This is a genomic window from Methanoregula sp. (genome assembly GCF_023227875.1).
In the GTDB taxonomy this organism is placed as follows: domain Archaea; phylum Halobacteriota; class Methanomicrobia; order Methanomicrobiales; family Methanospirillaceae; genus Methanoregula.
In genome coordinates this window covers 43409-55924 of the sequence record NZ_JALOCH010000004.1, presented here as the reverse complement: position 1 = coordinate 55924, position 12516 = coordinate 43409, and the positions used below count along the sequence as shown (strand labels likewise).

The 12516-nt window shown below is 42.1% G+C and carries 14 protein-coding genes; 5 read left to right on the top strand and 9 right to left on the bottom strand.

Going from position 1 to position 12516, the window contains the following annotated elements; all coding sequences use genetic code 11:
* Positions 1-196 precede the first annotated feature (196 nt).
* From M0R30_RS05395 to M0R30_RS05370, 6 genes are all read right to left on the bottom strand, one after another.
* Entirely contained in the window at positions 197-463 is a 267-nt protein-coding gene (locus tag M0R30_RS05395; protein WP_292544350.1) for a helix-turn-helix transcriptional regulator, read from the bottom strand.
* A gap of 313 nt (positions 464-776) precedes the next feature.
* Entirely contained in the window at positions 777-1913 is a 1137-nt protein-coding gene (locus tag M0R30_RS05390) for a Fic family protein (protein WP_292544347.1), read from the bottom strand.
* 182 nt (positions 1914-2095) lie between these two features.
* Positions 2096-2299 (bottom strand): hypothetical protein, encoded by a 204-nt coding sequence (locus M0R30_RS05385; protein ID WP_292544344.1) that lies wholly within the window; start codon positions 2297-2299, stop codon positions 2096-2098.
* 297 nt (positions 2300-2596) lie between these two features.
* Positions 2597-3400, bottom strand: coding sequence for a hypothetical protein (locus M0R30_RS05380; RefSeq protein ID WP_292544342.1), 804 nt, complete (start codon positions 3398-3400; stop codon positions 2597-2599).
* Positions 3390-3995, bottom strand: coding sequence for a hypothetical protein (locus M0R30_RS05375; protein WP_292544338.1), 606 nt, complete (start codon positions 3993-3995; stop codon positions 3390-3392). The genes M0R30_RS05380 and M0R30_RS05375 overlap by 11 nt, the downstream gene beginning before the upstream one ends.
* A 199-nt stretch (positions 3996-4194) precedes the next feature.
* Entirely contained in the window at positions 4195-4398 is a 204-nt protein-coding gene (locus M0R30_RS05370) for a hypothetical protein (protein ID WP_292544336.1), read from the bottom strand.
* Positions 4399-4667: 269 nt separating this feature from the next.
* Here M0R30_RS05370 and M0R30_RS05365 point away from each other — a divergent pair, with 269 nt between their 5' ends.
* Positions 4668-4802 carry a hypothetical protein gene (locus M0R30_RS05365; RefSeq protein ID WP_292544334.1) on the top strand — a complete coding sequence of 45 codons (135 nt, stop codon included), beginning with the start codon at positions 4668-4670 and terminating at the stop codon, positions 4800-4802.
* Between the two features lie 879 nt (positions 4803-5681).
* Here the strand turns inward: M0R30_RS05365 and M0R30_RS05360 are convergent.
* Positions 5682-6089 carry a hypothetical protein gene (locus M0R30_RS05360; RefSeq protein WP_292544331.1) on the bottom strand — a complete coding sequence of 136 codons (408 nt, stop codon included), beginning with the start codon at positions 6087-6089 and terminating at the stop codon, positions 5682-5684.
* A gap of 107 nt (positions 6090-6196) precedes the next feature.
* On the opposite strand from M0R30_RS05360, the gene M0R30_RS05355 reads away from it, so the two are divergent.
* Complete coding sequence (locus tag M0R30_RS05355; RefSeq protein WP_292544327.1) at positions 6197-6442, top strand: MarR family transcriptional regulator; 246 nt, start codon at positions 6197-6199, stop codon at positions 6440-6442.
* A 141-nt stretch (positions 6443-6583) separates the two neighbouring features.
* On the opposite strand, the gene M0R30_RS05350 is transcribed toward M0R30_RS05355, so the two are convergent.
* Both M0R30_RS05350 and M0R30_RS05345 read right to left on the bottom strand, forming a co-directional pair.
* Positions 6584-7879: an HNH endonuclease signature motif containing protein gene (locus M0R30_RS05350; RefSeq protein WP_292544325.1), complete on the bottom strand. Its 1296-nt coding sequence runs from the start codon at positions 7877-7879 to the stop codon at positions 6584-6586.
* Positions 7866-8135 carry a helix-turn-helix transcriptional regulator gene (locus M0R30_RS05345; protein ID WP_292544323.1) on the bottom strand — a complete coding sequence of 90 codons (270 nt, stop codon included), beginning with the start codon at positions 8133-8135 and terminating at the stop codon, positions 7866-7868. Before M0R30_RS05345 ends, M0R30_RS05350 begins: the two co-directional genes overlap by 14 nt.
* 189 nt (positions 8136-8324) lie before the next feature.
* Here M0R30_RS05345 and M0R30_RS05340 point away from each other — a divergent pair, with 189 nt between their 5' ends.
* From M0R30_RS05340 to M0R30_RS05330, 3 genes are read left to right on the top strand one after another with little or no spacing between them, the layout of a single operon-like run.
* The gene (locus tag M0R30_RS05340) at positions 8325-8849 is read left to right on the top strand and encodes a DUF6884 domain-containing protein (RefSeq protein WP_292544321.1); all 525 of its coding nucleotides are present in this window, start codon (positions 8325-8327) and stop codon (positions 8847-8849) included.
* A 10-nt stretch (positions 8850-8859) separates the two neighbouring features.
* Positions 8860-11292 (top strand): ATP-dependent helicase, encoded by a 2433-nt coding sequence (locus M0R30_RS05335; RefSeq protein WP_292544318.1) that lies wholly within the window; start codon positions 8860-8862, stop codon positions 11290-11292.
* Complete coding sequence (locus tag M0R30_RS05330; protein ID WP_292544315.1) at positions 11289-12515, top strand: PD-(D/E)XK nuclease family protein; 1227 nt, start codon at positions 11289-11291, stop codon at positions 12513-12515. The genes M0R30_RS05335 and M0R30_RS05330 overlap by 4 nt, the downstream gene beginning before the upstream one ends.
* Position 12516 lies beyond the last annotated feature (1 nt).

Below are 12516 nucleotides of genomic sequence, written 5' to 3'. Positions count from 1 at the left end.
TCGGCCGGCTTCCGGGATTGTGCTTGCTGTGTTCACCAGGCACCGGATAATTATTGGTGTGGGCGTAGATAAATGTAGACTATAGTCTGCAAATAAATATTATTCCGGTTTCGAATCCGGAAACAGGAGAGCTGGAATTATCCGGGTATCTTTTTCAGTTCATCAATGATCAGCCGGGTGTCCCGGGGTTTGTGGATTATTTCCCCTGCTTCCCGCTTTTCTTTAAGTGGTATTCCGGGTCCTTCTTCTCATAAATCGAGAAGAGTTCCGAAGGATCGATCTCCAGCGCTGAACAAATTTTCAAAATCGTCGTGAATGAGGGATTGCGTTTCCCGTTCTCGATGAGACTGATGAAGGTCCGGTCGAGGCCGGTGAGCTTGGCGAGTTTTTCCTGAGATATCTTTTTGGCTTTGCGTTCTTCCTGGAGGATTTTGCCAAAGATCTCTTCTTTGTTCTGCGTCACTGGATGAGATTCGGTGAAAAAGAGGTTAATGTCTACCGCTGACTATAGTCGACAGGGATTCCGGGAAAGCGGTGGTGCAAGAGGTGGTCTGACGCTCATCGGGGCTGGCGCAGTCGAAGAGTTCTGATGAACTCTACTCATCTTCAAGGTCCGATGACCTTTCAGAAGTCCAAGAACTACGTTCTTCTCCTGCTTCGGGTCTGAAGACCCCTCAGCATTCTGATGACTCCTGACATTCTGATAACCCTCTGCATTCTCCCCAGCTTGTGGCTGGCTTCGCCGCGTGGGCTTGCCCCGGGGTTACAAAAAATGATTACTGCCCGGTTCCCCGCTCGATGATCCTGAGATAATCGGCAAAGAGGTATTTTTTATACCGTTTTTTACCGGTAATTTCCCGGAGAATCTCCAGTTTCTCGAACTGGTTCACCAGATCATAGGCAGGCTGGTGGCTGATGCCAAGTGCTGAACTGATATCTGCAACGGTGACGACAGGTTTCGTAAACAAGAGGTCGAGGAGCCGTACTGCATTGAGGCCCCCGATATTATTTTTGACCAGCGTATCGACAAGTCGTTCCTTTAGGGATATTATCTCCTTCGCGTTGGCAAGAGCTTCTTTTGAAACTTCGATGATACCGCGAAGGAAAAATTTCAGCCACGATTCCCAGTCACCTTCAACACGGATTTCCTGGAGATGGTTGTAGTATTCTTCCCGGTGTTGTTTTAAGTAGATACTCAGGTAGAGGAGTGGGCGGGCAAGAATGCCTTTCTGGCAGAGATAAAAGGTGATGAACAACCGCCCCATCCGGCCATTCCCGTCAATGAACGGGTGAATCGTCTCGAACTGGGCATGTACCAGGCCAATCTTGATGAGAGGGGGAATCCGGTCGTCGGCCACGATGAACGATTCGAGATCCTCAAGCAATTCCGGTACTTTTTCCGGGGGTGGGGGGACGAATGTTGCTGAATGCAGGTCCGAGCCCGGCGGCCCGATCCAGTTCTGTACCGTGCGGATCTTTCCCGGCTCCTTCCTGCCGCCCCGTGTCCCTTTGAGGAGAGTCCGGTGGATCTCCTGCAGGATCCCGATGGAAAAAAGTTCATGGCTTGTACGTTTGAGGCCATCATCCATTGCCCGGATGTAATTGATAACTTCTTTGACCTCGTTGATGTCATCGGCCGGGACCATGTCTGCTTCGAACTCAAGCACGCCCTGGAGCGATGCCTGTGTCCCTTCGATCTGGGAACTGAGCAGCGCCTCTTTTTTCACGTACATTGCAACGAAAAGATCCGCGTTGGGGAGGACCGTTGTCATGCCATCCAGGCGTGCGAGGGCCCGGTCCGCTTCGGAAAGGAGGTGATGAAGTTCGTCATCAAAATGCACCGGGGGATCCGGGGGCAGGGATTTTGGGAGATATGCCTGGTATCCTCCTTTCTGGCGAACTGTGATTCCCATCCGACTTTCGTGCATATTTCTTCTTCTCCAGAACTATCTTCACGATCCCGCGTGTAATTCTGGCCAGCCAGAGTTACAATGTGCTTATGGTGTTTAAGTCTGTTTTACCAGAATAAGGTTTTGGCACCGGCGGAACATCATGAGAATAGCTTCACCGGGTCCCGGACGTTGCCCCCACGAGGTTATTCGCCACCGTAATACCATACCCACGTGCCGAACGATCCGATGGCAAGGAAAAATACCGATACGAATACCACCGGTGTATACTGCCACCCGCCAGATACACGGAGCACGCCATGGAGCATGAGGCCGATGACCGGCCCGGCAATGCAGGCGCCGATCAGGCGTTTTTTTGTAAATCCCGGGATTTTTAAAAGGTCCGTCAATTACCGTCACTTTTTTCCTGGTATGTAATTTCTCACCCGGTCCGTTCCTGAAAAAATGTGCCGGTGACTGGTGAGTTTTTCCCGGAACTTTTTCCACGCTCAGACCCGGTGTTCAATAGCCGGGGGTGTCCGATCGGGATTTTTTTTTGGTCCGGGAGTTGATGAAGCTGGTTTACTAGTGCACCGGAGATGTTGGCGGGGGAGGGGGGTCACAGAATATATGCTCATTGTTTGGCGCACGTGTTGTGCATGATCTTACCCGGACGTCGGGGTCAACTTGCTTCAATCAATAATTATTTACTCCCCGTCAAGTGGTTTTATTACCGCTCTATAACGTTCGACATCGATTCCCAAATGAAAAGCAGCTTTTTCTGATATTTCCTTCGTTATTGCATTGAATCCAGCTTTACAATCTTCCGGATACTGGCTCTGAATATCTGCGAGAATTTTTTTATAATTTTCAGATGAATGCCAAAGAATCGAATAGATGTCACAAGCATCCTTTACAAGTTTATCGTCCTTTGTCCGATAAGGAATAGATCTCAGTTTTGTTGCCAGTAAAATATATGGTGGGGGTATCAGGATTTCTGCACCGTCAAAATTGATCAAAATCCCCGTCCCTTCTTCGAAAACTCTTCCAAGTGTCGGTTCATCAAGAACATTAAAACCAAAAACTTTCTTTTGCATCGGATGGATGTTATCGACCATCATATCCACATAGAGATAGAATAATTCGTGAATTGGAATCTCTCTCGCATCGCATTCTGTAATTGTTTCCCGATTTTCTCTCCTAATCATTTTACAATATCGACAAGAACCGTGTGGTAAATATCCGATCTCCTGAACGATAGCAATAGCCTTAGAAAAAGTACTCTCTCTTAATTCAGATTCATCAGCATCCGGATCAATGTGAAAACATACGTCAATATCTCTGGATCCAAGATATTGAGATCCATGTTCATCCTGGTACGAATCATTTACCGTGACATAAACTGCCCACCCCCCGAGGAGTAAAAATGGTTTTGGCAGACGGGTGACAATATGATTCAGTGCGCCAAAAGCGGATTCGCTTTCAACCTTTTCATACAATTCATGAGACATGGTAAATTCGTTTCATGAGAATCTCTGCGGCCTCTCCACATTCCGCACCTTCCCGTATTAAATCTATAATCAGTTGTTGAATGGATACTACGGGCCAACCTTCAACCTCATGCTTTTCAAAAAAAACATGGTGGTCATTAAGGTAAATCCTCACATTTCCTTTACCAACATAGCCATTTTTTACCAGGTGAGTCTCCCATTTATTGAGGTCATCATCTTTGATATATATTTGGTAATATCTGGGAAATAAATAATTTCCGATGAGATTCTCGGCAAAATAGCCCGTGAGCACATATTCCATTTTGGCCGTTTTTAAAGCATCTTTAGGATTTTGAATATGGTATTCCTTATAGTAATTTGGACCTCGGTGTTCACTCCAATAGTTGAATAGTTTTTTTATATCTGGAATCTCACGATTTTTTAATAGACCCTCTCTTTCCAAATCACCTAAAATTGTGTGAACATAAGGATAACTTACCTCTGTCAATTTTGCGATTTTATAACCGGAAGGTTTTTTTATTTTATTGCTGAGTAAAATCCTATAAACTCTTTCTTTTTTACTTCCAAAATATTGATATATATTTCTCGGTATCATTTTTATTCATCTCTTACCGCGTATATCGCAATTTTTTATTCTACTTAAGTTTAACCTATATATCGTAATTTTCTATTCTACTTAAGTTTAACCTATATATCGTAATCTTTCATTTAATCTGATGTAGTTGCAGAATTTTTTTGGATCTCGTCACCGTTTACCTGAATCCGGATTGATGCGGATCGTCAGAATACGATTTTTATTCGCCACAGTAATACCATACCCACGTGCAAAACGATCCCATGGCAAGGAAAAATACCGATGCGAATACCACCGGTGTATACTGCCACCCGCCGGATACACAGAGCACGCCATGGAGCATGAGGCCGATGACCGGCCCGGCAATGCAGGCGCCGATCAGGCGTTTTTTTGTAAATCCCGGGATGTTTAAAAGGTCCGTCAATTACCGTCACTTTTTTCCTGGTATGTAATTTCTCACCCGGTCCGTTCCTGAAAAAATGTGCCGGTGACTGGTGAGTTTTTCCCGGAACTTTTTCCACGCTCAGACCAGGCGTTTTTTAGCCGGGGGTGTCCGATTGGATTTTTTTTGTCCGGGAGTTGACGAAGTTGGTTCACCAGTGCACCGGAGGAGAGTTATGTATCCTTTGTGGATAAATTTATCCAAAGGTATGATAATTACATACTTGGTATATTCCGGTATAAAAGAATGAGATGGCTCTGACTACGATCAAGATCCAAACGGAAACACGGGACAAACTTGCGGATCTTGGGAAAAAATCGGAGAGCTATGATACTATCCTCAACCGGCTTATTGATTTTTACCGGGATAATAAGAAAAAAGAGTGACGTGTTTTTAGGTAATTTTGGTTTGACGCTCATTGGGGCTCGAAGAGATTCTGAAGAATCTCTTCTCAAATCTGCCCTTCTGATGAACGGCAGATACTACGCCCCAGCCGCGTGGGCTAGCCCCGGAGTTTTCTAAAATTGTTCTGTAACCCCCATTGATCTTACCGTTTTTTCCGATCGGTAGAGATTTGCGCGAGAAATCGTTTAATGGAGAAATTTCAACGCATGGTGTGGACAATTGAGATCCTGCCCCGGGGAGAAAAACGGAATTATTGGCAGGGCCGTTGTTCACAGCAATATACAACGATCAAAGGACAGCACCAATGAGTGAAATCCACTGAAAGTACCATCGGATGTAAACAGTCGTGGCCGGGCTTTTTTTACTGCCCGATACGTATTCGGGGATTGACTCGGGGAGAAGCCGCATGATCCGGGGCCTCCCCGGTTTTTCTTTTTTAGGAGTGGATATCCGGCAGGGGTGTCGGGTAATTCAAAACGAGTTCTTCTCCTCAGTTGGCTGGTTTTGTTGCGTGGGCCTGCACCACAGCGCAGTACATTATCCTGCCATCATCCCAAATGCCGGTGACTGGTGAAATTTTCCCGGAACGATCACGCTCAGACCAAGCGTTCAATAGCCGGGGGTGTCCGATCGGGATTTTCTCTTTTGGTCCGGGAGTTGACGAAGTTGGTTCACCAGTGCACCGTAAGAAAGATTGGTGTGAAAGGATAAAAATGTAGACTATAGTCAACAAAAAATAATTGGTTTTTATTACGATTTTATCAGAGAAGTTTGACGCTCATCGGGGCTTGCGCCTTCGAAGAAACCTGAAGGTTTCTTCTCTTCCTCGACCTGTTAGGTCTCGGACCTCGCCGCGTGGGCTAATCCCAAAAGTTTTTCTTAAAATATCCCGGCAGGAAGTGCAGGATATTCTCAAACTCCATGTACATGATCGTCTCCGGTATGCTGGCAAGCCCGCGGAGAATCCGGATCGCACATTCTTCTGAAACGGGCGTGCAGATGTCCTGCTGTTCCGACCAGTGCCGGAGGAAACAGTGCGCCGGTCTGTCCGGTTTTATTCTCACGTAGATGTCGGTGCCGCGTTTTATCGGCTCGAAGGTGTAGAGCGAATACCGACTCGAACGGAAAAGGAGGATGTCGGTTGCGGGGTCGATGCCTGGCAAATTATCCGGGATGCGGAGTAACGCTTCATCTGAACAGGGGTTTTGTGCCGGAGGTTGTCGCTCCCTGTTCCGGCCGGCATCCGGATTTGTACTATCGTTGGTCACCAGGCACCAATGAATATATTGGCATCTATAAAATATAATATTTACTACGTATTTGCTACGTAAATTCATCACATAATTTTCCCCATTTTCACTAGATGTTTTCACTGGTGAGTTTCGTTGGCCGGGGGAGTGTCCGGAAAAAGGTACTCAAGGCTCTCATCAAACCCAATTCCCCGACCGAGCTTGCCAAACAGCTGGATATCGAACGCTCAACGATCAGCCGGGCGATTCTCGAACTCACTGAAAAAGGACTTGTGGAATGTCTTACGCCGGATGAACGGATGGGCCGGTATTACCGGATCACTGAGATTGGCCGGAAAGTTGTCGATGTGATTGAGGGGAAGGGGGAGTGAGGCCCCCCGGGGTTTGACGCTCATCGGGGCTGGCGCCTTCGAAGAGCCTTCGGCTCTTCTCTTCCTCGACCTGTTAGGTCTCGGACCTCGCCGCGTGGGCTAGCCCCGGAGGTTTGAGCGAATGTAAAAAAACCAAAAAGATTAGACTTTTAATGAAGTTTTATTCTTGAGCTTTGCAACATCTGCCGGCAAATTCAAGACATGCATCTTTCTGTGGCAGTTGGGGCAAAGAGCTGCAACATTTTCTATCGTATCTGGTCCATCTTGTGCAAGCGGAATGATATGATGGGTTTCTAGGAATGGATCTCCATCGCGATTGTTGAAAGGAGCCGGTTGATCACAGAGTTGGCAGATCCCTTTGGCTAACAGTTTTGCATATTCTGAAACCACCGGATTTCGTTCCCGAACTTCAGTGGTCACTGTGCGGGTTCCACTATCTGGTTGAACATTCTTTGCAAGAGCTGCAAGTTCTTCTACGGGTAGTTTATGAACTTTCTTCCGAACGATCTCCTCTTTTGATTCAAGCACTTCTTTTTTCAATAGAGGGGGACGTTTGTGTCCCTTGAGCTGTAAGGGAAAGATATAGACATCGCGAAGATTCTTTTCAATATCAGGCTGTCGAGAACGGTAGGGACGGTCGGCGAGTTCGACTTCCCCAATATACACATATTTTCCTTCCTCAAACACTTCGAATAAATAGAGATTGACACCGTTGGTTTTCGATTCAACGAGGGTTTTGTTCTGTTGGAAGGAGAGGCTCTGTTCGCCGGTTAACCCCATGCCGGTGTAATGGAAGAAATTGTTCATCCATTTGTCTACGTAGGCTGACTTTGTGTGATCTGAAATGAGAACGAGACTATTTGTCCGGAGAGATCTTCGCATCCCTCCTTGAGAACTACATTGGAAGATCGCTCGGAGCGTGTCGTTATCAATGACATCTCCAGCATTGAGTGGTACAAGAAATTCCGTTGTGATCTCGTGGGGAACAGCGCCCTCTAACTCAACCGAATAGTGATTGGGTTCTTTTCGTTTGACAAAGTATATCGAAGGTGTTTCATGGGATTCTTTCCGGTTCTTTTGGAAAAATTCTAACCATTGAGGATAGTGAGTTCGCAATAATGCTGCAAATTCCGGTTTCCACATCAGTCTCGTTCTTGGAGAGGTGTGAATGGTCTTTTCGATAAATGCATCAAAACGATCCTTCCCATGCCAGAGGGTTATTCCTCTTTTTTGTCCGGGCTGCAAATCATTGATTGAAAAGAATTCTCGAATCTTTTGGGGGATTACCGTTTCACGATAGAGGAAAACCGATCGATCGGTCTTCTTAACCGCAGTGGTGCCGTCTTCGATGGCCCATGAAAATGCGTGAACATCATCATCCACAAGATCCGATTCCTCATCATCGGAAGAAGCGATAATATCCTCAATTTCTTCCATGCTTCCCGCCTTTCTTTACCGTGTAGTCGGGATCTTTCTTCTCATAGATCGAGAAGAGTTCCGAGGGCTCGATTTTTAGCGATGAGCAAATTCTTAAAATCGTTGAAAAGGTTGGGCTTCGCTTGCCGTTTTCAATAGGGCTGATCGCGGTCCGGTCGAGGCCGGTGAGTTTGGCGAGTTTTTCCTGAGATATGTTTTTGGCTTTTCTTTCTTCTTGGAGGATTTTGCCAAAGATCTCTTCTTTCTCTGATGTCACTGGAAGAATTGTTGAGAGGAAAGAGGGATGTGGTTATCGCAGACAAGTGTCGGCAAAATATTGAATGATTATCGTTTCATGTCAGGAGATAGGCAACCAGATACTATCTTGGATATGAGTAGTGCTGTATTTCAAGAGAAAACTGGACCTGTTCTGTTTGTTTCTTAACAAAATCCGAGACATTAAAAAATGGCAGGCTGGTTGGGCAATCGGCAAAACGAAAGACGGGGGGATTTTTTATCCAATGAAAATAATTTATTATCAATGATTCGTTCAAAGTTGGATGAGGAAAATAAAAAATTATTAATAATTCCTTGTTCAAAGGTGAAAAAAAATTTAGTTAATACTTCAGCTATAGAATTATATGATGGTCCTTTTTTCCGAATGATAAGAAAATACAGATCCAACGATTTTGATATATTGGTTTTATCCGCAAAATATGGGATGATAAAAGGGGACAAGAAAATTTCATTTTACGATCAAAAGATGACTATTGATCGAGCAAACGAATTGTCAAGTAAAATTACAATTGAGTTGTCTCAACTTTTAAACGAACATTATTACGAGGATATTTACATAAATATCGGGAAGATTTATTTCGAAGCATTAAAACCCTCTTTGAACCTATTTGAAAATAAAAATGTCCATTTGGCAAGTGGTGGAATTGGGATGAGACTTCACCATCTTCGAAACTGGATTTGTCAAGATAATTGAAGGGAATTTAATGATCGAATTAAATGAGTATCTAGATGCTGTCAAGAATCAATTAAACATCGACATCAAAAATGACAATACCGACGATGATTCAACAAATGGCCAATATATTGCAATAAATACAAAATTTAATGAGTGCTCTTTTATTGTTGCAGGTCCTGGAAGCGGGAAAACCACCGTGATGACACTGCGTGTATTAAAATTGATATTTATTGACAAAATTGATCCCAAATATATTCTTGTAACGACTTTCACTCGTAAAGCCGCTGCTGAATTGAGTTCAAGGGTTCTTGGGTGGGGGGATCAAATAAAACAACACTTAATTGAAAGATCAAAGGACCCAGATACTCAAAATACCTTAAAATCAATTGATTTTAATCAAATAACCGTTGGAACCCTCGATAGCATATCTGAAAAAATTTTGAGAATTAATCGAGAGCCAGGAAATCCCTCACCTATAATAATTAAAGAATTCACGTCAAAAGCGATAATCACACAATGTCTTTTGAAACACCGATGGGATAAAGATGATGATTTAAAGGCGTATATTAATTTTTTATTCGGTCGTAAACCCGATGATGGTCGACTAAATTTTTCTGATATGGTTGAAAAGATTTTATCAATTTATCAGAGATGCAATAATGATCAAATTAACTTCGCTCAGTACGTAGAAAATACAGAGCATAAAGGTGCGAGAGTCCTCAATGATCTATTAGATGAATACAAACAAAAACTTGATGAAAAAAATCTATTTGATTTTTCTCGACTTGAGTTTGGATTGTACAAGTTATTATCCGAAAAACGATATTCCGATGATTTCCTTAAAAATATGCAGATTGTAATCATCGATGAATATCAAGATACTAATTTTATTCAGACGAGAATTTATTTCGAATTTGCGAAAATTGCTTTGCAAAATGGAGGGAGTCTCTCGGTTGTAGGTGATGATGATCAATCTATTTATCGATTCCGTGGAGCGACTGTGGAGTTGTTCCGGAATTTTCCAGATCATTTTTCAAATAGTTTACATCAAACGCCCCGAATTATTAGATTGAGAGATAATTTCAGATCGACAGAAAATATTGTAGATTTTATCAATAAATATGTTCAATTGGATAGCGACTACCAAAATGTTCGAGTAAATAACAAATTACCAATAATTCCCTCAAGATCAAAAACGGAATATTACAATTATCCAATTTTTGGTCTATTTAGAGATGATTTGGATAGTCTTGCATCTGATCTCGCAGATTTCATTAATTCTTTGTATGTTCATAATTCAAAAATTATCAAAGATGGTGAGTTAGAACATAATATTCAACTGAATTCCAGTGAGGGTTCAGCCGCTGATTTATGTGTCTTATGTCCAAGTGCTAAAGAACGAGATTATAGTGATGATCCTAAATTACCACTATTATTAAAAAATGAATTAGAACGATTGAACCCTAAAATCAAAGTTTTTAATCCCTCTGGAAAAAAATTGAGCCAAATTCCAGAGATAATGAAACTGTGTGGATTAATTCTTGAATGTATTGATCCGAAAAAAACAGTTCAAGATGAAATTCAAAGTCTCCCGCACAAAGCCAGATCCAGTTTCGATGAATGGCGAAGTGAAGCACAAAAATTTATTACTTCAAATCCCCCTGCCCTACGAAATGTTGTTCTTTATGAATTTGTAAATTGTTGGCAACAAAGAAAAAAACGTAGCAATAAAGAACCGATTATTGAACAAAACGTGTCTTTAATTGATTTATCATATAATTTAGTTACCTGGATTCCCTTTTTAATGGAAGATATCGAGGGTTTAGCATATTTCGAATCAATTTTACGAACAATGGAAGATAATATTCTCTTCTCGAGCTATAAATCAGAAATTTTTGTTGATGCAACCTTGCCGTTCTCTCGATACCAAAAGGCAACAGTTCGAGAGGCCTATTGGAATATTTTTGTTCCGATTGCTTTAGGAGCTATTGAAATTGAAGAAGATCTCTTCGAAACATTACCTCATGATAGGTTGAATATAATGTCAATTCATCAGGCAAAAGGGTTAGAGTTTCCATTAGTGATCGTTGATGTAGGATCAGAATTTAAAATTACTCATGAAGGTCATGCTTTTAAGCGGCATCCTGTTAAGCCAAGTTTTGATACTATTGTTGAAACTGAGCTTCGCCCATTTTCTCAGTTAGAAAATCAGTTAAATATTGGAGGTCAAAACCCTCGAAATATTGATCGAGATTTTGATGATTTGATACGAAAGTTTTTTGTTGCGTATAGTCGACCTCAAGATATTTTATTGATTATCGGATTGAATCCAGTAAGAGATGGATACAGTTTAAAAAAGGGTGCGAGGCGCGAAATAAAGAATATCGCCACAGGGTGGGATAGAAAAGGTACATGGATTTGGGGCCCAGGATTAAACAATTTAACACATATTCGGAGATGACAATGCTAACTGTAAAATCTAAACCCACAATAATTCCAACCTACAATCTCACTGGAGATTTGCTTTCCTATCTCAAGTGTCCGCTGCAATATCGATATTACAATAAAGCTGCTCTTCCTCCATCAAAACCTGTTCAATTATGGTTTGGAGAATTTATCCATGGTGTAATGGAAGAAGCATATGTGCGATGGAAAGAGGATCCTCGATACAAAAAATTTCCGTGGGATTGGAAAAATGAAATTCGGGAAATTGAAGAGATGATTAATGATAGATTAAATGCGCGAGGATTACATGCCTATAAAAAAGTTTTTTGTGAGTATAAGGAAGGTTTCGAGCACCCAGGAAAATGCGGGAAACTTGGGCATCCTCATAAATTTTTAGTAAGTGAAAGAACGGACCTCGCAATAAATAGTTGGGGTCAACATTTATTCCCTCTAATAGAAGAAGTCGAAATCGATTTGAAGGGAACGAGGGAGATGATCAATTATCAAAAAAACTCCGATCGTTCAAAATATTATGGTATTTCAGGAGTTGCTGATGTAATAAGTTCTATAAAAATTCGTGATTCACCGCACGGAAATTTGATTATCCATTATCTACACGAAAATCCCGAAATTCAACGAATCATTGACGCAACCGATCAAGAAGAATTCGAAATTTTAATCGATTATAAAGGATCTAGGAGGCCCTCATCAACTCTCGATTTAGAAGGAAAAACTACTGAGTGGCATCATCATGAGTGGCAAATTCTTACCTATGCCGGATTAAGAGCTCAAAACAAAAACGCAAAGCCTGTCATTGCTGGAATTATTTTTTATTTAAATGAATTATTTCCATCAAATAGGGATTTATTGGATTTTCAAGTAGAAGTGAAAAATGGTTCGACTGATGTTCTCCCAACGGGGAGAGATCTGATGAATATTAATAAATGGAAACATAACCGCAAAAAAAGTCAAAGATCTGATAATATTTTATCAGGAGAATTGAGATCAAAACGCTCCATAAGAATAATTCCTATCACCCAGGAAAAAATTCTAGAAAGTTTCTCACATTTTGACAATGTTGTCAAAGATATTGAAAAGTCAGTTCAATCTGAGATTCGAGGAAACATTATTCCCTCTTGTTGGGATGCAAGATTTATCGAAAAAACATGTACTGCTTGTGATGCAAAAACATTTTGTCCGAATAAAGAATGCATGAGATATTCGCCGCAAGTACCATAAT

Bases quoted from the DNA above. Each gene is read 5' to 3' on its own strand.
- M0R30_RS05335 (WP_292544318.1), top strand. From the start codon at position 8,860: ATGATCGAATTAAATGAGTATCTAGATGCTGTCAAGAATCAATTAAAC.
- M0R30_RS05375 (WP_292544338.1), bottom strand. From the start codon at position 3,995: ATGATACCGAGAAATATATATCAATATTTTGGAAGTAAAAAAGAAAGA.
- M0R30_RS05340 (WP_292544321.1), top strand. From the start codon at position 8,325: ATGGCAGGCTGGTTGGGCAATCGGCAAAACGAAAGACGGGGGGATTTT.
- M0R30_RS05390 (WP_292544347.1), bottom strand. From the start codon at position 1,913: ATGGGAATCACAGTTCGCCAGAAAGGAGGATACCAGGCATATCTCCCA.
- M0R30_RS05350 (WP_292544325.1), bottom strand. From the start codon at position 7,879: ATGGAAGAAATTGAGGATATTATCGCTTCTTCCGATGATGAGGAATCG.
- M0R30_RS05330 (WP_292544315.1), top strand. From the start codon at position 11,289: ATGACAATGCTAACTGTAAAATCTAAACCCACAATAATTCCAACCTAC.
- M0R30_RS05380 (WP_292544342.1), bottom strand. From the start codon at position 3,400: ATGTCTCATGAATTGTATGAAAAGGTTGAAAGCGAATCCGCTTTTGGC.
- M0R30_RS05365 (WP_292544334.1), top strand. From the start codon at position 4,668: ATGGCTCTGACTACGATCAAGATCCAAACGGAAACACGGGACAAACTT.